At 67.5% G+C, this 21227-nt stretch carries 21 protein-coding genes; 17 read left to right on the top strand and 4 right to left on the bottom strand.

All coding sequences use genetic code 11. The features are described from left to right. Positions 1 to 153: 153 nt before the first annotated feature. Positions 154 to 669: an SRPBCC family protein gene (locus HZR14_RS07090; protein WP_181692173.1), complete on the bottom strand. Its 516-nt coding sequence runs from the start codon at positions 667 to 669 to the stop codon at positions 154 to 156. A gap of 162 nt (positions 670 to 831) precedes the next feature. Here HZR14_RS07090 and HZR14_RS07095 point away from each other — a divergent pair, with 162 nt between their 5' ends. From HZR14_RS07095 to HZR14_RS07140, 10 genes are all read left to right on the top strand, one after another. Continuing rightward, a complete protein-coding gene (locus HZR14_RS07095) occupies positions 832 to 2082 on the top strand; it encodes a molybdopterin molybdotransferase MoeA (protein WP_181692174.1) in 1251 nt (416 codons plus the stop codon). Next, positions 2075 to 3955, top strand: coding sequence for a molybdopterin biosynthesis protein (locus tag HZR14_RS07100; protein ID WP_181692175.1), 1881 nt, complete (start codon positions 2075 to 2077; stop codon positions 3953 to 3955). Before HZR14_RS07095 ends, HZR14_RS07100 begins: the two co-directional genes overlap by 8 nt. Before the next feature lie 126 nt (positions 3956 to 4081). After that, positions 4082 to 4810, top strand: coding sequence for a profilin-fold protein (locus HZR14_RS07105; protein ID WP_181692176.1), 729 nt, complete (start codon positions 4082 to 4084; stop codon positions 4808 to 4810). 205 nt (positions 4811 to 5015) lie between these two features. Beyond that, positions 5016 to 5363, top strand: coding sequence for an Hsp20/alpha crystallin family protein (locus tag HZR14_RS07110; protein ID WP_181692177.1), 348 nt, complete (start codon positions 5016 to 5018; stop codon positions 5361 to 5363). Positions 5364 to 5447: 84 nt separating this feature from the next. Beyond that, positions 5448 to 7103: an ABC1 kinase family protein gene (locus HZR14_RS07115; protein WP_181692329.1), complete on the top strand. Its 1656-nt coding sequence runs from the start codon at positions 5448 to 5450 to the stop codon at positions 7101 to 7103. Positions 7104 to 7200: 97 nt separating this feature from the next. Further along, positions 7201 to 7749 (top strand): transcription factor E, encoded by a 549-nt coding sequence (tfe, locus tag HZR14_RS07120; protein WP_181692178.1) that lies wholly within the window; start codon positions 7201 to 7203, stop codon positions 7747 to 7749. Beyond that, complete coding sequence (locus tag HZR14_RS07125) at positions 7749 to 8420, top strand: DUF2110 family protein (protein ID WP_181692179.1); 672 nt, start codon at positions 7749 to 7751, stop codon at positions 8418 to 8420. The genes tfe and HZR14_RS07125 overlap by 1 nt, the downstream gene beginning before the upstream one ends. A gap of 2 nt (positions 8421 to 8422) precedes the next feature. Then, positions 8423 to 9247, top strand: a complete 825-nt coding sequence (locus HZR14_RS07130; RefSeq protein ID WP_181692180.1) for a DUF5803 family protein — start codon at positions 8423 to 8425, stop codon at positions 9245 to 9247. Between the two features lie 78 nt (positions 9248 to 9325). After that, complete coding sequence (locus HZR14_RS07135; RefSeq protein ID WP_181692181.1) at positions 9326 to 10018, top strand: competence/damage-inducible protein A; 693 nt, start codon at positions 9326 to 9328, stop codon at positions 10016 to 10018. A 335-nt stretch (positions 10019 to 10353) separates the two neighbouring features. Then, complete coding sequence (locus tag HZR14_RS07140) at positions 10354 to 11430, top strand: ATP-NAD kinase family protein (RefSeq protein ID WP_181692182.1); 1077 nt, start codon at positions 10354 to 10356, stop codon at positions 11428 to 11430. On the opposite strand, the gene HZR14_RS07145 is transcribed toward HZR14_RS07140, so the two are convergent. Together HZR14_RS07145 and HZR14_RS07150 are read right to left on the bottom strand one after the other, a co-directional pair. After that, positions 11427 to 11831 (bottom strand): glutaredoxin family protein, encoded by a 405-nt coding sequence (locus HZR14_RS07145; protein ID WP_181692183.1) that lies wholly within the window; start codon positions 11829 to 11831, stop codon positions 11427 to 11429. The two genes, HZR14_RS07140 and HZR14_RS07145, sit on opposite strands and share 4 nt — an antisense overlap. 66 nt (positions 11832 to 11897) lie before the next feature. After that, entirely contained in the window at positions 11898 to 12734 is an 837-nt protein-coding gene (locus HZR14_RS07150) for a sulfurtransferase (RefSeq protein ID WP_181692184.1), read from the bottom strand. A 280-nt stretch (positions 12735 to 13014) separates the two neighbouring features. Here HZR14_RS07150 and HZR14_RS07155 point away from each other — a divergent pair, with 280 nt between their 5' ends. The 6 genes from HZR14_RS07155 to HZR14_RS07180 all read left to right on the top strand — a co-directional run bounded on the left by HZR14_RS07155 (position 13015) and on the right by HZR14_RS07180 (position 18769). After that, positions 13015 to 13881, top strand: coding sequence for a sulfurtransferase (locus HZR14_RS07155; RefSeq protein ID WP_181692185.1), 867 nt, complete (start codon positions 13015 to 13017; stop codon positions 13879 to 13881). A gap of 242 nt (positions 13882 to 14123) precedes the next feature. Then, entirely contained in the window at positions 14124 to 14750 is a 627-nt protein-coding gene (locus tag HZR14_RS07160; protein ID WP_181692330.1) for a rubrerythrin family protein, read from the top strand. 301 nt (positions 14751 to 15051) lie between these two features. Continuing rightward, complete coding sequence (locus tag HZR14_RS07165; protein WP_181692186.1) at positions 15052 to 16017, top strand: alcohol dehydrogenase catalytic domain-containing protein; 966 nt, start codon at positions 15052 to 15054, stop codon at positions 16015 to 16017. A 55-nt stretch (positions 16018 to 16072) separates the two neighbouring features. Beyond that, entirely contained in the window at positions 16073 to 16915 is an 843-nt protein-coding gene (locus HZR14_RS07170; protein ID WP_181692187.1) for an NOP5/NOP56 family protein, read from the top strand. Next, entirely contained in the window at positions 16912 to 17541 is a 630-nt protein-coding gene (locus HZR14_RS07175) for a fibrillarin-like rRNA/tRNA 2'-O-methyltransferase (RefSeq protein WP_181692188.1), read from the top strand. The genes HZR14_RS07170 and HZR14_RS07175 overlap by 4 nt, the downstream gene beginning before the upstream one ends. A 151-nt stretch (positions 17542 to 17692) precedes the next feature. Further along, positions 17693 to 18769: a glutamate--cysteine ligase gene (locus HZR14_RS07180; protein ID WP_181692189.1), complete on the top strand. Its 1077-nt coding sequence runs from the start codon at positions 17693 to 17695 to the stop codon at positions 18767 to 18769. A gap of 12 nt (positions 18770 to 18781) precedes the next feature. On the opposite strand, the gene HZR14_RS07185 is transcribed toward HZR14_RS07180, so the two are convergent. Beyond that, positions 18782 to 19387 (bottom strand): TetR/AcrR family transcriptional regulator, encoded by a 606-nt coding sequence (locus HZR14_RS07185; RefSeq protein ID WP_181692190.1) that lies wholly within the window; start codon positions 19385 to 19387, stop codon positions 18782 to 18784. Between the two features lie 141 nt (positions 19388 to 19528). Here HZR14_RS07185 and HZR14_RS07190 point away from each other — a divergent pair, with 141 nt between their 5' ends. Then, positions 19529 to 21226 (top strand): COG1361 S-layer family protein, encoded by a 1698-nt coding sequence (locus tag HZR14_RS07190; protein WP_181692191.1) that lies wholly within the window; start codon positions 19529 to 19531, stop codon positions 21224 to 21226. Position 21227 lies beyond the last annotated feature (1 nt).

A 21227-nucleotide genomic window follows, 5' to 3' on the forward strand; every position in this document is an offset into this window, starting at 1 on the left:
TCCAGATGCCGGACAATCTCGATCCGACGATCTCCACTCATTACCTTCCAGTCTCATTCCATGCCCATAACTTCCGTCACTCATTACGCTCTGCCAGTGGCTCTTCCCTCAACGAGCGAGGTCGCAAGACCGAGCGAAGTAGGGTGGGGTCGGTTACCCGGTCTCGATCCGGAGCGACACGTCGCGTTTTTCGCCCTCCAGATCGGCAACGACGCGTCGGACGATCCGTTCGGCCTCGGACCGGATCTTCGGTTTGATCCGCTCTAGGACCCACCCGAGCGAGACGAATCGCGGCAGATCGACGATCCCGTCGTCGGCCGACCCGGGGGCGTACTCCGCGACGAACGTGACTCTCGTTTCGGGGGGCGTCTCCCCATCGCCGTCGTCGAGTTGCTCGACCAGCCACCGGCCGGAGGCGTCGACGTCTTTTATCAGCCGCCACTCGATCCGTCGGGGCCTTTCGACCTCCGTGACCTCCGATCTGGCGGTGTAGTGGAGTTTCCACCACTCGAACCGGAGGACGTATTCGGTCCCCGCGTCCCCGTCGCCGAACTGCTCGACCGTCCGAAGATGCTCCGAGTAGTCCGCGTAGCCTCGAAACGCGAGGAGGAACTCGTAGACGTCCTCGGCCGGGAGGTAAGTGACAGTACTGACTTCGACTCGGTTCACACCCGTCTATGGGGGCGGGGCCGTCCTAAGCTTTCGGCCCAGCGGACGGACGGTCGGGGGTCGAATCGCCCGCCCGAGTCGAACCGTCCGCCGGGACCGCGTTTGACCCGCCGAACTCGCGCGGAACTGACCCTTTTTGCTCTCGGAGGCCACAGTACGCGTATGGCAGATCTCAGCGAGGCGGGATTCAAGGAGCGAACCCGCGTTTCGACCGCGCGCGAACGGCTCCTCGATGTCCCGCCCATCGACCGAACCGAGCGGATTCCGCTCTCGGCCGCCGACGGCCGAACCGTTGCGGAGCCGATCGACGCGGTAATGAACGTTCCCCACTACGCTCGCGCGGCGATGGACGGGTGGGCCGTCCGGGCCAAGGACACCTTCGGTGCGTCGGATCGCTCGCCGGCGATCGTCCGTCCGAGCGACGCGATGGGGCCGGACCGGGCCGTCCGCGTCCACACGGGCAGCGAACTCCCCGAGGGTGCCGACGCGGTCGTAATGATAGAGGAAACGGAGCGCGTCGGCGAGGAACTGGAGCTCTTCGACGCCGTCGCCGCGGGCGAGAACGTCGGCCCCGTCGGCGAGGACGTCGAGGCCGGCCAACGCCTCTACGAACCGGGACATACGCTGCGCCCCTCCGATCTCGGGCTCCTGAAGGGAACCGGCGTCGGCACCGTCGAGGCCGTCGAACACCCCGAGGTGGCCGTCGTCCCGACCGGCGAGGAGCTCGTCCAGTCGGATCCCGACCCCGGTGAGATCGTCGAGACGAACCGGTTTACGATCTCACGGCTCGCCGAGCGGTGGGGTGCCGACGTGACGCGACGGGGGATCGTCACCGACGACCACGACGCGCTCCGGGCGGCGGTCCAACGCGACCTCGTCCGCGACGTCGTCGTCACGACCGGCGGTTCCTCGGTCGGCGAACGAGATCTCATCCCCGAGGTCATATCGGATCTCGGCGAGGTATTCGTCCACGGCGTCGCCCTGAAACCCGGCCACCCGGTCGCGTTGGGTCGCGTCGAGGGAACGACCGTCGTCATGCTCCCCGGCTACCCCGTCGCGGCGATCGTCAACTCGGTCCAGTTCCTCCGACCGCTGATCGCCCATCTCGGGGGTCGACCGCTCGAACCGCTGCCGACCCGGGAGGCGACGCTCGCCCGAAAGATCCGGAGCGAACCCGGCGTCCGGACCTTCGTCCGCGTGACGCTCGAGGCGAACGACTCGGGACAGAAAGCGAACGGCTCGAAACAGAGAGCGGGCGACCCAGGGTTCGACGCGACGCCGACGCGGGCGAGCGGCTCCGGCGTCCTCTCGAGTGTCGCACTCGCCGATGGGTGGGTCGTCGTCGAGGAGAGCCGAGAGGGGATCCCCGAGGGTGAGACCGTCACGGTCCAAGAGTGGGAGTACAATGGATAGAAAACAGTTCCGCGACCTCGCGGATCCCGATGTCGCCCGCGAGAAGATCGCGTCGCTCGACCTGACGCCCGATCCGGAGACGGTTCCGCTCCGGCAGGCCCGGGGGCGCGTCCTCGCCGATCGGCTCGACGCCGACCTCGACGTCCCCGGGTTCGACCGGGCGAGCGTCGATGGCTACGCGCTCAAGGCCGCCGACACGTTCGGCGCGAACGAGGCCGACCCGGTAGAGCTGACCCGTATCGGCCAGATCCACGCCGGGGCGGAGCCGGCCGTCGAGGTCGAGAACGGGGAGTGTGTCGAGATATCGACGGGTGCCGTCCTCCCCCCTGGCGCGGACGCGGTCGTGATGGTCGAGCGGACCGACGCCGGCGACTCCGGGGACACCGTTCTCGTCCGGACCTCGCTCGCTCCGGGCGATCGCGTCATGTTCGCCGGTGCGGACATCGCCGCGGGCGAGCGCGCTCTCGGCCCCGGAACCGTCGTTACGGCCAGGGAGGTCGGGCTGCTGTCGGCGATCGGCGTCGACGAGGTCCCGGTCCGGGGCGTCCCCACCGTCGGTATCGTCTCGACGGGCGACGAACTCGTCCGTCCCGGCCAGCCACTCGACAGCGACGCCGGCCAGATCTACGACGTCAACAGTTACACGACGGCGACCGCCGTCGAGGAGGCGGGCGGCGAGGCGAAGCTGTACCCCCACGCGGGCGACGACTACGGGGCGATGGAGTCCGCACTCCGGACCGCCGCCGAGGAGTGCGATCTCGTCCTCTCGTCGGGATCGACCTCCGCCTCGGCCGTCGACGTCATCTACCGCGTCGTCGAGGAGACGGGCGAACTCCTGTTGCACGGCGTCGCGGTCAAACCCGGCAAGCCGATGCTCGTCGGCGAGTTGGCCGGCAGCGCCTACGTCGGCTTGCCGGGCTATCCCGTCTCCGCGCTGACGATCTTTCGGGCGTTCGTCGCCCCGGCGATCCGACGGGCCGCGGGGCGGCCGGAGCCCGAGACGGCGACGGTCGAGGGCCGAATGGCGATCCGGGAGCGCTACAGCGAGGGGCGACTCCGGTACATGCCCGCCGGGATGGTCACCGACGGCGACGGCGAGACGCTCGTCTATCCTGTCGACAAGGGCAGCGGCGCGACGACGAGCCTCGTCGAGGCCGACGGGATCGTCTCGGTACCGCCCGACGTCGAGTACCTGGACGAGGGCGAACCCGTCGAGGTCACGCTGTTTTCGGGCGACGTGCGTCCACCGACGCTCTTCGGTGCCGGCGAGGACGATCCGGCGCTCTCGCGGCTGCTCGACCGCGTCGAACGACCCCGCTACCTCGCGGTCGGGAGCCGACAGGGCCGGCGTAGACTCCGGAACGGCCTCACGGACGTCGCTGTCGTGACCGGCGACGAGGGTCCGAGCGGCGTCGAGTTGGGCGGCTGGTCACGCGAGTGGGGCCTCGTCGTCCCGGCCGGAAACCCCGGTGACGTCGACGGGCTGTCGGCGCTCGTCGACGACGACGTCCGGTTTGTAAACCGAACGGCCGACTCGGGGCTGCGGTCGACGCTTTCGGACGCCCTCGACGAGCTCGCCGCCGAGCGGGGCGTCGACCGCCGCGAGCTGACCGATGCCATCGACGGCTTCGAGCTCGCGGTTCGAGCCCACGAATCGCCCGCTCGAAAGGTACTCGGCAGCGACGCCGGTGCGGGACTCGGGCTCCGGGCCACCGCCGAGTCCCTCGGGATCGGCTTTGTCCCCTGTGGCACCGAACGCGTCAGTGTGGTCGGGGACGCCGATCGAGTCGACAAGCCCGGCGTCAGACGGCTCGAAGCCGCCATCGACGAAGGGGCGGACGTCTTCGATCGGCTCGCGGGCTATCGGGGCTGAGATTCCCCCACGGGTACCGCGGCGCTCCTCGGCGTCCGGGAGCGACGCCGTCGGGCGATACCCCGAACGGCTTCCGGTCGCGGCCGATCCGAGCCGTTATGTCGTCGGGGTGTCTGGGTCCGAAGAATGGTATCGCTGTCGGAACTGGACATCGAGGTGTCGGACGTAGACGCGGTGACCGACCGTCGCGAGGAGGTGCTCGCGGCGATCAGAGACCACGCGGGACGGATCGCGTACAACGTCGCGAGCGTCGAGGGGGGCGACTACGGCCGGCGGTCGTTTTCGACGGACCGCGGCGAGTGGACGGTCAAATACGAGGCCGGCGAGTTGGAGTTCCTGTTGTACGAACCGCGCGGCGGTGGCGAGACGTACGTCGTCTCGACGCAGTCGCCGGCGGACCCGGAAGCGCTCTCGCGTGCGCTCACCGACTACGAGGCGTTCGTCGCCGCCTACAACGATTACGTCGCCTCGGTCGATGGATTCCTCGACGGCGTCGACGATGGGTTCCCCACGGTCGGGTCGGCCGAGTCGGTGGTCGTCGAACGCGAGCGCATCGTCGGCCGGATCGAGGCGTGCTGTGGGCGGATGGCCGGCGAACTCCACCGCTATGAGGCCACCGAGTACGGGACGTTCACCGCTCGCGTCGATGGGACCCGCTGGGAGCTCAAACGCGAACTCGACGGCGTATCGTATCTGCGGGTCGGGGGCTCCGGCGGCGTGTATCTCCTCTCGCAGTACGGCCCGCCGGCCGCCAGCGACGTCCGGGAGTACGCACCCCGGTTCCCCGGGTTCGTCGAGGCGTACAACGACCACGTCGCGGAACTGGAACTCGATCTCGACCGTATCGAGCCCTGATGGCATCGGCCGTCCGCCCCCGGCACCGTCGGCCGTACGTTCTATCGGGTACCGTCGCTCCCGGAGGGCGGACGGCCCGAAGGAGCTATTTCGGGCCGCCGGTCGGGGCCTCGGGCGGACGGCAGATGCCGTGGGCTGGCCGCGACTGCGGCGTTGGCTGGCCGCCACCGGGGCTTTTAACGCGGACGCGCTCGTATGGGTTCGCATGCAACTGCGCGAAGCGCTCGGCGACCTTCCGGAGACGGTATTTGCCGATCTGCTGGAGGACGACGACGCGTATCTCCTCGTCGTCGATCTGCCGGGGGCGACCGCCGAGACGGTCGACGTGACGGTCGAGGGGGGGCGGCTGACGATCGAGGCCCGTCGAGAGAAGTCGGTCCCGCGGGAGTTTCGGTATCTCACCGAGGAGCGGGCGCTGTTTCTCGACGCCGAGTTGCCGCTGCCGCCCGACGCCACGGGGGCGCACGCCGAGGGGTCGATCGAACGGGGTGTATTGACGCTGACACTCCCGAAATCAACCGCCGAGGGTGGCCAGCGGATCCCCATCTCGTGACGGGAGCGAACCGGTACCGATGAGACGGGTCCGATCCGCCGGGGAGCGCCGCCGGAGCCCCGCCAGACGCCGTGGGGTGGCGAGCTGATGCTTCGGGCCTACCGGCGGTTCTTCGTCGTCGCCTACCAGTTTCTGCCGCTTTTGCTCGCCTACGCCCGGGACCGAAAGCGGTTCGTGTTCTTCGGCCGGGGGAGACAGGTTCCCACGGAGACCAAACGGAAGCGCGCTCGGTCGCTTTTGGACTCGCTTTTGCGGCTCGGCCCGACGTTCATCAAACTCGGACAGCTGCTCTCGACGCGGCCGGACGTGTTGCCGCCGGAGTACATAGAGGAGTTCGAACGACTGCAGGACGACGTACCGCCCGCCGAGTGGGCGGGCGCGAAGGCGGTCATCGAGGCCGACGTCGGGCCGATCGAGGAGACGTTCGACGAGTTCGACACCGAGGCGATAAGCGGTGCGAGCCTCGGACAGGTCTACGTCGCCGAGATCGACGGCGAGCAGGTCGCAGTGAAAGTCCGGCGGCCGGACATCGGGCCGCTCGTCGAGGCCGATCTGCGGGTCGTCAGGTGGTCGCTGCCGGTCCTCATGCGGTTCGTCGGACAGGCCCGGTCGTTCTCGCTCGAAACCATCGCCGACGAGTTCGAGAAGACGATCCGCGAGGAGATGGATTACGAACGCGAGCGGGCGATGTTGGTCGAGATCGGCGAGAACTTCGCCGCGAACGACCGGATCCGGATCCCCGACGCCCTCCCGGAGCTGTCGAGCGACCGGGTGTTGACGATGGAGTACGTCGAGGGGACGAAGATCTCCGACGTCGAGGACCTCGACGGGCTGGGCCTCGATCGGACGGAACTCGCCGTGACGCTTCAGGAGACGTATCTCCAGATGATCGTCCAGGATGGGGTCTTTCACGCCGATCCCCACCCGGGGAATCTCGCGGTTCGCGACGACGGCACGCTCGTCTTCTATGATTTCGGGATGTCGGGGCGCGTCGATCCGTTCATCCAGCGGAAGATAATCGAGTTCTACATGGCCGTCGCCGCCCAGGACACCGACGCGATCTTGGACGCGCTCGTCGAGATGGGGACGCTCAGTCCCGACGCCGACCGGGAGGTGATGTCGAGCGTGATGGAACTGGCCATTGCCGACGCCCGCGGCGAGGACATCGAACAGTATCGCGTCCAACAGATCATCCAGCAGGTCGAGGACACGATCTACGAGTTCCCGCTTCGGCTCCCGCCGAACCTCGCGTTGGTGTTGCGGGTCGCGACGGTCGTCGAGGGGGTCTGTGTCACGCTCGATCCGGAGTTCGATTTCATCTCCGTGGCGACCGGCTACCTCCGCGAGCAGGGGTTCATAGAGGAAAGCGCACGCGACTTCGTGGCCGAGCGGGCAGCGGAAGCCCGCGATTTCGGGGAGTCGCTCGTCCGCGTTCCGCCGAAGCTCGAATCGACGCTCGACGATCTCGACCGCGGAGACGTGACACTCACCGTCGAGTTCGCCCGCGAGGAGGAGACGTTCGACCGGCTCGCCAAACGGATCGCGCTCGCGGCACTCCTGACCGCGACGCTCATCTCGGCGTCGGTGCTGTACGCCTTCGCGACGACGCCCGCCGCCGCCGTCGCGCTCGTCGCCTCGGTCCCGCTCGGGATCTCGCTTTGGCGTTCGTTCCGGCGGAGCGGTGGGATCAGCTCCCAGCCGAAGTTCACGAGACAGCGGCTCCGACAGCAAGACGAGTGATGGGGACCACCTCTCGCGCCGACCGGGCGACGGCGGCCGGACTCCCGCGCCCCCGGTTCCGGAGCTTTTAAACGACCCGCTGGCATATATATACTCAATGGCTTTTGAGGAACTACTGAACGACCCGGTTATTCAGAAGTACCTCCACGAACTCGTCGGGCCGACGGGGATGCCCGTCGCCGCCGCGCCGCCGGACGGCGAAGTTACCGACGAGGAACTCGCGGAGGAGCTCGGACTCGAACTCAACGACGTCCGCCGGGCGCTTTTCATTCTGTACGAGAACGATCTGGCGTCCTATCGACGACTGCGGGACGAGGACTCGGGGTGGCTTACGTATCTGTGGACCTTCGAGTACGAATCCATACCGGAACAGCTCGAATCGGAGATGCGCCGGCTGCTCGAGGCGCTCGAACAGCGCAGACGCTATGAGAACGAAAACGAGTTCTACCTCTGTGGGCAGTGTCAGATCCGATTCGAGTTCGGCGAGGCGATGGAGTTCGGCTTCGAGTGTCCCCAGTGTGGCAGCCAACTCGAAACGATGGACAACGACCGGCTCATCGACGCGATGGAGATGCGAATCGAGGAGCTGGGCGACGAACTGAACGTTGACACCGAACCCGACATCGACGGGGCCATAGACGCCTGATGGTCGTCCTCGCAACCAAAGTGTACGTGATGGGGGAGGGCCGCCGCCGGGCGATGGACTCGCTCGAATCGCTCGTCGAAAACGAACTCGGCGACCTCGACGTCGAGTTCACCGTCGGCCTCCGGGACGACGAGTTCCCCTCCGTGACGGTGACCGGGGAGGACGCACCCGTCGCCCGAAACCTGCTCGAAGCCGAGTGGGGGGCGATCACGCCCCACCGCGAGGCGGGCGAAACCTACGTCGGCACGCTCGAATCCTGGGACGAGGACGGGGTCGTCCTCGACGCCGGCGAGCCAGTCCGGATCCCGGCGGACGAACTCGGACTCGGCCCCGGACGTCCGGAGCAGGTCCGGACGCGTTTCGGGCTCGTCCAGCACGTCCCGCTCCGGTTCGTCGAGGGCGGTGACGAGCCGAACCGCCTCGCCGACGCCGAACGGGACCGCCTCTACGAATGGACCCGCGGCACCGGCCGCGTCAACGCCAACAGCACGACGCGTGCCCAGCTTCGGGCGACGGTCAACCGCTCGGGCCACGCCGAGGACATCGTCACCGTCGAACGGATCGGGCTGCTCGAATCGAGCGTCATCTGTCGCGACGGCACCGACGCCCCCGGCCTGCTCGCGGACATCGGCCCCCACCTGGAGGCGGAACTGCTCGCCGTCGTCCCATAGTCATGAACCGTCGCCTCCTCGCCGTGCTCGCGTTGCTCGTTTTGGTCGGCCTCACCGGCTGTACGACGCTTCTCGGGGACGACGCAGCCGACCCAGAGGCGCTCTCGGCGGACGCCGAGTACGAGTACGACACCGACCGTGATGCGTTCATCACCGTCAACCGGGGGAACTACACCGCCGTCTACAACGTCTCCGCGAAGGTGACCGGCGGCAACGGAACGATGGAGCTCTACCGGACGAACGCGTTGACGATCGAGAACCCCCTCGAGGTGCGGGCGCTGCAGTTCCGCTACACGAACGGGACGCTCGTCCGGTACGCCGACGGGGAGGCGGTGGTGCGCCGCGAGGACGGTACCGAAACGCCCACCGACGCCCTCGCCGTCAACACGACGCGCCAGCGGACGATCGTCAAATTGCCCGCCGAGGAGGGCCAGTTGGCCTACACGACGCCGAAGTCGGGCAAGGAGATCGCCGTCTACACGCCGGTCCACGGGAGCTACGAGGTCGCGTTGCCGCCCGGCCGGGACGCTTCGGTGCCGCTCCTGTCGCGGACGCGACCGCCGAACGACGAACGCGTCGTCATCGACGACCGGGTCCATCTCCGGTGGAACAGCGTCGAAACGTCCGTGCTCACCGTCCGCTGGTATCTCGATCGGGATCTGTGGCTCTTCGGCGGGCTCGCCGCCATCGCCGGACTCGTCGGCGTCGTCGGGGCGGGCTACTACTACCGGAGCATCCAGCGCGCGGAAAGACGCCGCGATCAAGAGGGGCTCGACGTCGATACCGGGGACGATGACCGCGAAGGGCCGCCTCCGGGGATGCGGTGACGCCGGCGACCCGCGACCGCGTCGTGCCTGACGCCGACGGTCCTCACCGTTTATTCGATTCCAGCCCGAACCCAGTGTATGGACGTCGCTCTAGTATCCGTCGGTGACGAACTGCTGTCCGGCGATACGGTCAACACGAACGCCGCGTGGCTCGGCGAACGGCTCACCGAGTGTGGATCGTCGGTCGAGCGGGTGACGGTGCTCCCCGACCGCATCGCCGACATCGCCCGCGTCATAAACGAGTACGCAGCCGAGTACGACGCCGTGGTCGTGACCGGCGGCCTCGGCCCGACCCACGACGACCGGACGATGGAGGCCGTCGCCGCTGCCGTCGGACAGTCGCTCGAAACGTCCGAGGCCGCCCTCGAGTGGCTCGACGACGAGCGCGATTACGCACGGTCCGATCTCACCGCCGGGACGGCGGATCTGCCGGCCGAGGCCCGTCCGCTCAACAACAGCGTCGGGGTCGCACCGGGATGTGTCGTCGAGAACATCTACATCCTGCCGGGCGTTCCCGAGGAGATGCAGGCGATGTTTGAATCGGTCGCATCGGAGTTCGAGGGACAGCGCCGACACGTCGAGTCGGTCACCTTGGACGAGCCCGAAAGCGCGCTGGTCGATCGGCTCCGGGAACTCGAAGCGCGGTTCGACGTCAAGGTCGGCAGCTATCCCGGCGACAACGTCCGCGTAAAAGTCGAGAGCACCGACCCGACCGCGGTCGAGGAGGCCGTCGAGTGGATCCGCGAGAACGGGATCGAAGCGTCGACATAGCGCCGAGCGGGAGGATGGGTCCGCGAGAACGGGATCGAAGCGTCGACGCCGGCGTGTCGACGCCGGACCCGACCGTACGGACGGTGACGCGGCAGCTACGGGACTGCGGGGCCTCGGCGGTCTAGCGGTACAGATACCAGAGCCAGCCGACGGTGATCGCGAGGCTGGCGAGCAACACGGCCCAGCCGGACGCGTCGACGATGAGCGGGCTGTCCTCGAACGCCTGTAGGACGGGGGTCATACGTCAACGTCGCCGCCCCGGGGTATTAATTGATTCCGTTCGGCGCGGGGTCCGACACCGGTCTGTTTTTCCCTCACCACCACCGACGTCGTGTATGCGACGCGTTGGGCTGGTGGTGAACCCGATCGCCGGCATGGGTGGCCGGGTCGGCCTCAAGGGAACCGACAACAAAGTCGAGGAGGCCAGACACCGGGGGGCGACGCCGCGGTCGCCGGCCCGCGCCCGCGAGGCGCTCGAACACCTGAAAAGCCAGCCGAGCGGGGTCGAGTTGTTCACGTACGGCGGCGAGATGGGCGAGCGAGAAGCCGTGGCGGCCGGGTTTTCGCCCGTTCTGGTCGGCCGCCCCGACGCCGACGCAGAGGGCACTACCTCGGCGGACACCCGCGATGCGGTCCGGCGGTTCGTCGAGGCCGATGTCGATCTCGTCCTCTTCGTCGGTGGGGACGGAACCGCAGTCGACGTCGCGGAGACGCTCGGTGCGCTCGACGACGGGACACCGATCCTCGGCGTTCCGAGCGGGGTAAAGGTGTACTCCTCGGTGTTCGCCGTCACCCCGCGGGCCGCCGGACGGATCGCGACCACCTTCGATCGGACCGAAACGCGGGAGGTCAACGACATCGACGAGGACGCCTACCGCGGCGGCGACGTGAACACCGAACTGAAGGCGCTCGCGTCGGTTCCGGTCGGCGATGAGGTCCAGTCCTCGAAGCAGATCGGCGGCGGGACCGTCGAGTCCCTCGCCGCCGCCGTCGCCGCCGAGATCGGAGCGGAGGACGCGACGTACGTCTTGGGTCCGGGCTCGACCGTCGACGCGGTCAAAACGGAACTCGGGATCGACGGCTCGCCGCTCGGCGTCGACGTCTGGCGCGACGGCGACGTGCTCGTCCGCGATGCGGGGGAGACGGAGATCCTCCGGTCGCTCGGCGAGCGAAACGTCATCGTCGTCTCGCCGATCGGTGGACAGGGATTCGTCTTCGGCCGCGGAAACGACCAGATCTCGCCGGCGGTGATCCGTCGCTCGGAAATCGAGGTCGTCGCGTCGAAACAGAAGCTCTCCGATATCGGCGTGTTACGCGTCGACACCGGCGATCCGAAGCTGGACGAGAAACTCCGTGGCTGGCAGCGAGTCCGGGTCGGGAAGTTCGAACGACAGCTACTGAAAGTCGTCTAGAAGGGCGCTTCAAGGCCGTCGTCGTCCGCGTCGGGATCGACGTCGAGATCGACGTCGACGCCGAGTTCGTCCGCCAGTTCCCCACGCTGGTGGAGTTCCTCCAGGATGTCGCTACCGCCGATGAACTCGCCGTCGACGAACGTCTGCGGGATCGTCTCCCAGCCGCTGTGTTCTTCGAGGGCGGCCCGGTAGGCGTCGAGGGCGGGCAGGACGTCCTCGGTCACGATGTCGTCGGCGTCGTGGTACCGACCGAGGATATCGAGCGCCTTCTGGGAGTAGCCACACTGCGGCATCAGCTTGTTGCCCTTCATGAAGAGGACGAGCTCGTTCCCCTCGAGGAGGCTGTCGACGCGCGTTTCTACGTCGTCGGGTGCGACGCCGCCACTGGGATCAAATGTCATATCACCGCGTTCGGGCGCGATCGGCAAAACAGTTGTGTCGCCGGCTGATCGACCCGACGCGTGCGATCACTCGACGGTTTCGAGCGTTCCGCCCTCGCGCTCCCACTCGGTGAGGCTGCCCTCATAAAAGGCGACGTCCGGGTATCCGAGCGCCCGAAGCACCGTGTAGGTGTGGCTGATCCGGCGGGCGGTGTTACAGTAGAGCACGACGCGGGTTCCGGGGACGATGCCCCGATCGGAAAGCAACGGACGAAGCTCCGATTCGGGCCGGATCGTGCGCGCGTCGGTATCGACGAGCTCCCGCCAGTCCAGACGGACCGCCCCGGGGATGTGGCCCTCCGCGTACTCCCAGGCCTCGCGGGTATCGACGATGACGGCGTCGGGGTCGTCGCGCGCGGCCTCGATCGTCTCGCGTTCGACGAGGGGGCCGTCAGCGCGGAACCGGGCCGGATACGTCGCGTCGTATTCCGGGTCGGTGTCGGCCTCGAAAGCGGATCCAGCGCCGCGCTCGGGCGGTTCGGTCGTCGTCGGTTCGGCGCGGTTCCAGACGGAGTAATCGCCGTCCAGAAGGTGCAGTTTCGCGGGGTCGTGGCCGTACAGCTCCGCGGTTACGAGCAACCGGGCGGCGAAGACGCCGTGGGTGTCATCGTAGGCGACGATATCGTCCTCGGGGGTGACCCCCGCCGATCCGAGCAGGTCGGCGAAGGCGTTCGCCCCCGGTAACATCCCGGCCTCGGCCGCTCCGTGTTCGTCAGCCCGGAAGCTGTCGAAGGGGACGTTGGCCGCGCCGGGGACGTGTCCGATCCCGTCGTACTCCCAGGCGTCCCGGACGTCGATAACGGCAGTCTCGGGCGATTCGAGCCGATCCGCGACCCACTCGACGTCGACGATTCGCTCGTTCATACCGTCACTATCCAGGTCCGTCGGCTTAATCGCTCGTTCGTCGCCGGTATTGGATGGCGGTCACCGATACCGGCAAGTATCTCCTGTAGCTGTGTCCCGGTTGGCGTGGCCCGATTTCATCGGTGTCGGCGATCTGGGCGTCGTATCGACGGGTTCCGGCCGCTCGTATCGCATCCGGCGTGGACCGGTCGTCCGGGTCTGTTGCCGTCACCGGTGAGGGGTGGCGGAGTATGCCGTCACGGACGGTTGTTTATATACATACCGTGTATAGTGGGTCGTAATGAGCGATTCCGATTACGCGAACGACGTGTTGGTATCGGCCGATTGGGTCGAAGACAACCTCGAAGCGTTCGAAGACGACGATCCGGCGCATCGGCTCGTCGAGGTCGACGTCGACACCGAGGCCTACGACGAGTCCCACGCGCCGGGGGCTATCGGCTTCAACTGGGAGGAGGACCTCCAAGACCAGACGACCCGCGACATCCTCGACAAGGCGGACTTCGAGGCCCTCCTGGGCGAGCACGGTATCACCGAGGACTCGACGGTCGTGCTGTACGGCGACAACGCGAACTGGTTCGCCGCCTACACGTACTGGCAGTTCAAATACTACGGCCACGACGACGTGAAGCTGCTCGACGGTGGCCGCGAGTACTGGCTCGACAACGACTATCCGACGACCGAGGACGTCCCCACCTTCTCCGCGGTCGAGTACGAGGCCTCGGGTCCCCGCGAATCGATCCGAGCCTACCGCGAGGACGTCGAGAACGCGATCGATAGCGGCCTCCCGCTGGTCGACGTCCGATCGCCCGAGGAGTTCAGCGGCAAGGTGCTCGCCCCGCCGGGGCTCAACGAGACGGCCCAGCGCGGCGGCCACATCCCCGGCGCACAGAACATCTCGTGGGCGGCCGTGACGGGCGACGACGGGACGTTCAAGGACGCGGACGAACTCGAAGAGCTCTACGCCGACCGCGGTATCGACGGCGAGAGTACGACCGTCGCGTACTGCCGGATCGGCGAGCGCTCCTCGGTAGCGTGGTTCGCGCTCCACGAACTGCTCGGCTACGAGGATACGGTCAACTACGATGGCTCCTGGACGGAGTGGGGTAATTTGGTCGGTGCGCCGATAGAGACAGGCGAGGCCGAGTGAGCGAGGCCTCGAGAGACCGAACGGGGAGTATTGCGACCCGTGAGACAGGCGAGGCCGAGTGAGCGAGGCCTCGAGAGACCGAACGGGGAGTATTGCGACCCGTGAGACAGGCGAGGCCGAGTGAGCGAGGCCTCGAGAGACCGAACGGGGAGTATTGCGACCCGTGAGACAGGCGAGGCCGAGTGAGCGAGGCCTCGTCGAGGACCATCGCATACAAGCCGACGCCCGCAGTACAGACGATCATGAATTCAGACGAGTTCACCGATACCGTCCGCACCGAGAACGAGACCGCCCTCTCGCGGCTTGGGTCCTCGAAGTCACTGTACGCCGAAACCGGCGGCGAGATGACCCCCGACGACGTACTCACCGCCGCCGCCACGGCGGAGCACCACGCCGCCGAGACCTACGCGGCGTGGGCCGACGCCGAGGACGGGGACGTCGCCGACGCGTTCGCGGCGACCGAACGCGAGGAGCGATCCCACTACGCGACGGTCGCCGGCGAGCTAGACGATCACGAGCCGGGAACGGTCCCCGCGATCCAGGCGTACCTCCGGGGGCTGGAGGGGACGGCGGCCCGTCTCGGCGGGTTCGTCGGCCGGACGATCGCCGCGGAGAAATCGAAGACCCAGATCACGGGCTTTTTCGTTGGCGACGCGGATCCCCAGACCGCGAGGCTGTTCCGCGAAATGGGTGCGGACCTCGACGCGCAGATGGAGCGGGCCGAGGCGCTGCTCGCGGCCGAGTGCGGCGACGACGAGGAGCGGTGGGAGACGGCCCTGGAGGCGGCACACGGCGCGATCGAGGCGGCCTACGAGGCGTACACCGAGTCGCTCGAATCGATGGGCGTCAACCCCAAGCCGGTCTGTTGATACTGGTGGACGAAATCAAATGAAACCGACTCACGAGTGATCCGCCGTTCGCTCCGTCGAACGGTGTGATCCTCGTGCGTCGTGTGTACATTCTTTTGTCCGTCAGTATGAGCGGGGGCTCCGATTCGGCCCGCAGGGAGGTGGAACCACGCGGCGCATCCACGTTCCCGCCCCGCACGGCGTATCCACGTTCCCGCCCCGCACGGCACATCCACGTTCCCGCCCCGCACGGCGCATCCACGTTCCCGCCCCGCACGGCACATCCACGTTTATGTCCTCGCGCCGAGAGGACACTGACACAATGCGAGCAGTCAGCGTCACCGATCACGGCGGACCCGAGGTACTGCGCGTCGAGGAGATCGAGCGTCCCGAACCGGACGGCGGCGAACTCCTCGTCGAGATCGGAGCCGCCGGGGTCAACCCCGTCGACACGTACTTCCGGGACGGCACCTACGAACCGGTCGAGTTGCCGTTCACGCCGGGCGTCGACTTCGCCGGGACGGTCGAATCGACGGGCGAGGGCGTCGAGGGGTTCGAGACCGGCGACCGAGTGTACGGCACCGGGATCGGCAACGGAGAACACCAGGGCGCGTACGCCGAGTACGCGACCGTCCCGACCGATCGGGTCGTCGAACTGCCCGAGGACGCGGGGATGACACAGGCCGGCGCTGCGGGCGTCGTCTCCTGTACCGCCTGGCGGGCACTGGTCGATCACGCCGCCCTCGATCCGGCCGAATACTGTCTCGTCCACGGCGGGTCGGGCGGTGTCGGCCACGTCGCCGTCCAGATCGCGAGCGCCGTCCACGCGCGATGTCTCAGCACCGCCGCCCCGACGTATCACGACGACGTCGAGGCGCTCGGGGCCGAGGCGGTCCTCGATTACGGGCGCGATGACCTCGCCGAGGCAGTCCTCGACGCCTCCGACGGCGGCGTCGACGTGATTCTCGATCACCGCCTCGACGACTATCTCCAGTTCGATGCGGACGTCGCCGCGGCCGACGCCACCGTCGTCGGGATCGGCGAGAACGACCCCGCGCCCGCCTTCTCGAACGTGGCCGGCGGGCGGGCAAAGGACGTCACCTACCAGCTCATGAGTATGTTCAACGCGCCCGACCTGCGCGTACCGCTTCGGGGGGTCGCCCACCTGATGGACGCCGGCGTCCTCGGGATCGAGACGGCCCGAAGCTACGGGCTCGATGCGGCCGACGACGCACAGCGGGACGTGATGGACGACAGCTTCCTCGGCAAACTCGTCATCGAGCCCTAATCGGCCCGACCGATCATCGAGAACGCATATACCGGGGCGGCCAGTACGTCCACGCGTGACCGACGAACACCAGGACGCGGCGGGCTGGTTCGAGGGGCTCGATCCCGGGGACACGGCGGGTGCCGCGACGGCGATCCGGGAGGGGTCGGCCGACGCCCCCGACGACTGGCCGGCCATCGCCGTCGAATCGGGCTTTGCCGACGACGACGACGAGTACTACGAGGCCCTCCACGAGGCGACGCTCCGGGCGACGCGCGAGGCCGTCCACGAGGCCGAACGGGCCGACGACAAACAGCTCATTCACGCGATCCGGGCGATGGACGACTGCGAACGCGTCGCGAACGAACTCGCCGAGCGCGTCGCCGAGTGGGCCGGAAGCCGACGCGGGGACGCCGGGACGGGCGTCGCCTACGCGCGGACGCTGGCCGACGACGAAACGGTCGATGACCGCCGGCTTGCCTCGCTCGCGGGGCGAGTCCGCGACCTCGACGACGAGGCCGCCGCGCTGCGGAGTCACGTCGAACGGACCGCCCCCGAGGTCGCGCCGAACCTCACCGCTTTGGCGGGGGCCGTCCTCGCCGCCCGGCTCATCGCCCTCGTCGGCGGACTGAAACAGCTCGCCCGGAAGCCGGCCGGAACGGTGCAGGTCCTCGGTGCGGAGGAGGCGCTGTTCGCCCACCTCCGCGGGCGGGCACCGTCGCCGAAGCACGGGATCATCTTCACCCACGAGGCGGTACGCGGTACCCACCCCGAACATCGGGGGTCGGCGGCTCGGGCCCTCGCCGGGAAGCTCTCGATCGCCGCACGGATCGACCACTACGCCGGCGATCGCCGGCCGGAGTTGGAGGCTGAACTCCACGACCGTATCGAGCGCATCCAGGCGCGTGATGTCGAATGAGCCTCCCCGACGGCGTCGAGCGGCGCTCCTTCGGCGGCGACGACGAGTGGCTCGCGACGCGGGGCGAACCGGTGTACGGCGAACCGACCGACGGCGAGTGGCGGCGGTGGGACGCCCGCCGCTCGAAGCTCGGAGCGATGTTCGAACGCGGGATGGAACACGGCCTCGAGGGTGGCGAGACCGTGTTGTATCTCGGCGCGGCGGCGGGGACGACGGTCAGCCACGTCGCCGACATCGCCGGACCGACCTACGCCGTCGAGTTCGCGGCCCGTCCTGCCCGCGACCTCCTCGAGGCGGCCGAGCCCCGGCCGAACCTCTTTGCGCTGTTGAAGGACGCGAGGTCGCCGGAGACGTACGCCCACGTCGTCGAACCGGTCGATGCGATCGTCCAGGACGTTGCGACGCGGGGGCAGGCGAACGTCGCGTTGGCGAACCGGCGCTTCCTCCGCGAGGACGGCCGGCTTCTGTTGGCCGTCAAGCCGCGAAGCGAGGACGTCGTTCGGGAGCCGGAAGCCGTCCTCGACGAGGTGCTGGAGACGCTTTCCGAGGGCTATGCGATACTCGAAACGCGGTCGCTGGAGCCGTTTCACGAGGACCACTTCGGGGTCGTCGCGACCAGACGCTAGCGGCGGTGGCCATCGTCGACGGCCGCTGTCCGCCTTTCAGGACCGCGCTCCGGACGCCCTTTAACCCCACGCGTACCCCGCGTCGCCGACCTCCCGTCGGGTTCGGCCGCGGTCACATCGTATTTAACGGCGCACGCAGAAGGAGACCACGATGGATCTGGGTTCGCGCGACGCGTTCGACCGGGCCGGAACGCTCGGCATTGAAGAGGAGTTCTTCATCGTCGATGCCGACGGACGCCCCACCTCGGGGATCGACGAGCTCGTCTACGAAAACGAGCCGCCCGAACCCCTCGAGGGCCGACTCGACCACGAGCTGTTCAAGTTCGTGATCGAAACGCAGACGCCGACGGTCGGCTCGCTCGGGACGGCCCGCGAGGCGCTGGACGACGTCCGAGGCGCGCTCGTCGAACACGCAAACCGGTACGGGTTCGATATCGCCGCTGCCGGGCTACATCCGGCGGCGAAGTGGCGGGAGCTCGAACACGCGGAAAAACCCCGCTACCGGTCCCAGCTCGACCGGATACAGTATCCCCAACACCGAAACACGACCGCGGGGGTACACCTCCACGTCGGCGTCGACGACGCGGACAAGGCAGTCTGGATCGCCAACGAACTGCGGTGGTACTTGCCGATCATGCTCGCGCTGTCGGCGAACTCGCCGTACTGGAACGGCTTCGATACGGGGCTGCAGTCCGCCCGGGCGAAGGTCTTCGAGGCCCTCCCGAACACCGGCGTACCGACTGCCTTCGAGGACTTCGAGGCGTTTCAGGCCTTCGAGCGAACGATGGTCGAAACCGACTCGATAAACGACCGGGGCGAACTGTGGTTCGACGTTCGGCCCCACTCCGAACACGGCTCCGTCGAGGTTCGGGCACCCGACGCGCAGGCAGCCCCCGATCGGGTGATGGCGTTCCTCGAATACACCGAGGCGCTCGTCGAGGACCTCGGGGCGCGCTATGAAGACGGCGAGGCGGCCCACGACCACCGACGGGAGTTCCTCGACGAGAACAAATGGCGCGCGCTCCGGTACGGCCACGACGCCGAGTTACTCTCCGTGGAGTGTGAGGAAACGGTGCCGCTCGGCGAGTTGGTCGACCGGGAGCGAAGCCGGCTCGGCATCTCCGGAATCGGGGACCTATACGAGGCCGAAAGCGGAGCCGAACGACAGCGTCGACTTCGCGAGGAGGAGGGGCTTGACGCGCTCTGTGCGTCGCTCGTGTTGGAGTAGCTACCTGTCTCGTCACTCGGCGAAGAGCCCGTCCGCGAGCGACGCGACCAGCGCTTCGTGGGCGTCGTCGAGGCCCTCCTGGCCGACGTCCTCGAAGGTGTCCTTCGCGACGACGGTAAACGCGAGCAGCCGGAAGAGTCCGACGAGCTCCGCGGGATCGTCGATTCGGAAGGCGTCGGCGTCCGTCCACCGCTCGGCATGCGGTTTAAACATCCGGAGCTGTTCGTCGTAGTGCGCCTCGAGGCCTGCCTCGCTCGCTTCGAGGTGCAGCGGCCTGATGTCGTCTTCGACGATGAGCCGGTAGTACAGCGGGTTCGTCTCCAGCTCCTCGAAGAAATAATCGAAGGCCGCCAACACTTCCGCGTGCAGGTCCGGTGCGTCCTCCAGGATCCCCTCGAGTTCGTCGGCCATCCGGCTCTGCTCGTGGTTGAGGATCTCCAGATACAGCGACTCCTTCGAATCGAAGAACTGGTAGAACGTGCTCGTTGCGATACCGACCTCGTCGGTCAAGTCACTGATCCGAGTCCGGTCGTGGCCGAACGCGGAGAACTGCTCGCGGCCGGCCTCGATCAGCCCCTCGCGGATCCGGTCGCGTTCGCGGTCGCTAAACCCTTTCATTCATCCGGTTTACGCCCGGTTTGACGGCGACAACCGGATGAAATACTGGGCGTGCGGTCGCGACGTGATCGTCGCCTCTGGTGCATGTGTAAAAACGCAGGAACAGAAAGTTTATCAATTTTTGCTTTTATAGTGTAGACAATGGAAAACACCCCCACGGAGTCCCGAGAACGCACGACGTCGGATACGGCTATCAAACGGCGCCTGGGAGGTGGTGGGGGACCCAGACCGTTCGGTGTCGTAATCCTGGCGTTGCTTTTGATCACGTCGACGGGGGTGGGTGCCGTCGCCTTCGGTTCGGGGACGGCGAGCGCACAGACCGGGTTCTCTTCGGGCGACGTCGAGTTGGACGTGTTCGTCCCCGACAACACGTTCACCCCCGGCCGGACGGCCGAGATGAACCTACAGGTCGCCAACGACGGCGAGGTCAACGACGGCAGTTCGCCGGATACGACGGACCTGACGACCACGGCGCGAAACGTCCGCGTCGAGGTCGACGAACAGCGCGCGCCGATCTCGGTCGAGACGGGCGAAAAATCGATCGGCAGCGTCGGCACCGAGACGCCGAGGGAGGTCCCGATCGAGATCGACGTCCCCGAGGATGCCGAGGAGGGCGAATACGAGATCGAGGTCGAACTCGAGTACCGACACACCTCCCGTGTCTTCGATAGGGCCGGCACCCAGGGCGACCGCACACACACTGTCACCCGTGATATCGACATCGAGATCGACGATGCGCCCCGCTTCGATCTCACCGAACTCGAAACGACCGCTCAGGTAGACGACTCGGGGCCGACGACGGCCGAGATCGAGAACGTCGGCGGCGAACCCGCCGAAGACCTGACCGTCGAGCTCACCTCGACGAGCCAACGGGTCAGTTTCGGCGATAGCCCGAGTGAGACCGCCAGCGTCTCGTCGCTCGCCCCCGGCGAGACCGCCACGATCAGGTACGATGTCCGGTTCGGTCCGCGCGCGAGCGAACGGGCGTACCCGTTCGATGCGACGGTCACCTACGAGGATCTGGACGGCATCCCCGGTACGGACAGCCAGCCGACGCTGGACGTCACGCCGATGGCCGAACAGACCTTCGAGATCACGGACACCGAGTCGACGCTGCGGGTCGGCGAGGAAGGCGACCTTATGGGTACAGTGACCAACACCGGCCCCGTCGCGGTCGACAGCGTTTCGGTCCAGTACAGCGACGAGTACCCGAACATCGTCCCGATCGAGCGTGACGTCGCCGTCGGTACGCTCGATCCCGGCGAGTCCGCGGCGTTTCGCTTGCCGCTCGAGGTGACCCGCGAGGCCGATCCCGTCGCCAAGTCGGTCGCGATGTCGGTCTCCTACCGGAGCGACGAGAACGAACTCAACCGGTACGAGGACGTCAACGCCTTCGCCGAGGTCGCCGAACGTCGCGATCAGTTCCTCATCGACGTCGAGGAGAACGAGATCCCGGCCGGCTCAGAGCGGCTCATCAACGTGACCGTGACGAACAACCTCGACGAACCCGTCAGCGACGTCGAAGCCAAACTGTTCACCGACAGTCCGATCGGGGCGGGCGATGACGACGAGGCGTACGCCGAGTCCCTCGAGCCGGGCGAATCGACGACGACGTCCTTCCGGATCAGCGCCGACAGCGGCGCGGCACCCCGAACGTACTCGGTCGAGATGGACTTCCGGTACGACGACGAGGACGGCACGAGCAAGGTCTCGGAGACGTACCGGGCTGCCATCGACGTCACCGAATCCGAGGACGGCGGCCCGTCGTGGCTGCTCATTGGCGGCCTCCTCGTCGTCGTCGCGCTCGGAGCAGGTGCCCTCTGGCGGCGGCGAGGATAAC

Origin of the sequence: Natronomonas salinimetallica (genome assembly GCF_013839515.1) — an archaeon.
Classification (GTDB): Archaea; Halobacteriota; Halobacteria; order Halobacteriales; family Haloarculaceae; genus Natronomonas.

What these genes read in the sequence shown, in the direction of transcription:
- HZR14_RS07095 (WP_181692174.1), top strand. Translation starts at nt 832, where the DNA reads ATGGCAGATCTCAGCGAGGCGGGATTCAAGGAGCGAACCCGCGTTTCG.
- HZR14_RS07100 (WP_181692175.1), top strand. Translation starts at nt 2,075, where the DNA reads ATGGATAGAAAACAGTTCCGCGACCTCGCGGATCCCGATGTCGCCCGC.
- HZR14_RS07105 (WP_181692176.1), top strand. Translation starts at nt 4,082, where the DNA reads ATGGTATCGCTGTCGGAACTGGACATCGAGGTGTCGGACGTAGACGCG.
- HZR14_RS07110 (WP_181692177.1), top strand. Translation starts at nt 5,016, where the DNA reads ATGCAACTGCGCGAAGCGCTCGGCGACCTTCCGGAGACGGTATTTGCC.
- tfe (WP_181692178.1), top strand. Translation starts at nt 7,201, where the DNA reads ATGGCTTTTGAGGAACTACTGAACGACCCGGTTATTCAGAAGTACCTC.
- HZR14_RS07125 (WP_181692179.1), top strand. Translation starts at nt 7,749, where the DNA reads ATGGTCGTCCTCGCAACCAAAGTGTACGTGATGGGGGAGGGCCGCCGC.
- HZR14_RS07130 (WP_181692180.1), top strand. Translation starts at nt 8,423, where the DNA reads ATGAACCGTCGCCTCCTCGCCGTGCTCGCGTTGCTCGTTTTGGTCGGC.
- HZR14_RS07135 (WP_181692181.1), top strand. Translation starts at nt 9,326, where the DNA reads ATGGACGTCGCTCTAGTATCCGTCGGTGACGAACTGCTGTCCGGCGAT.
- HZR14_RS07140 (WP_181692182.1), top strand. Translation starts at nt 10,354, where the DNA reads ATGCGACGCGTTGGGCTGGTGGTGAACCCGATCGCCGGCATGGGTGGC.
- HZR14_RS07145 (WP_181692183.1), bottom strand. Translation starts at nt 11,831, where the DNA reads ATGACATTTGATCCCAGTGGCGGCGTCGCACCCGACGACGTAGAAACG.
- HZR14_RS07150 (WP_181692184.1), bottom strand. Translation starts at nt 12,734, where the DNA reads ATGAACGAGCGAATCGTCGACGTCGAGTGGGTCGCGGATCGGCTCGAA.
- HZR14_RS07155 (WP_181692185.1), top strand. Translation starts at nt 13,015, where the DNA reads ATGAGCGATTCCGATTACGCGAACGACGTGTTGGTATCGGCCGATTGG.
- HZR14_RS07160 (WP_181692330.1), top strand. Translation starts at nt 14,124, where the DNA reads ATGAATTCAGACGAGTTCACCGATACCGTCCGCACCGAGAACGAGACC.
- HZR14_RS07165 (WP_181692186.1), top strand. Translation starts at nt 15,052, where the DNA reads ATGCGAGCAGTCAGCGTCACCGATCACGGCGGACCCGAGGTACTGCGC.
- HZR14_RS07175 (WP_181692188.1), top strand. Translation starts at nt 16,912, where the DNA reads ATGAGCCTCCCCGACGGCGTCGAGCGGCGCTCCTTCGGCGGCGACGAC.
- HZR14_RS07180 (WP_181692189.1), top strand. Translation starts at nt 17,693, where the DNA reads ATGGATCTGGGTTCGCGCGACGCGTTCGACCGGGCCGGAACGCTCGGC.
- HZR14_RS07185 (WP_181692190.1), bottom strand. Translation starts at nt 19,387, where the DNA reads ATGAAAGGGTTTAGCGACCGCGAACGCGACCGGATCCGCGAGGGGCTG.
- HZR14_RS07190 (WP_181692191.1), top strand. Translation starts at nt 19,529, where the DNA reads ATGGAAAACACCCCCACGGAGTCCCGAGAACGCACGACGTCGGATACG.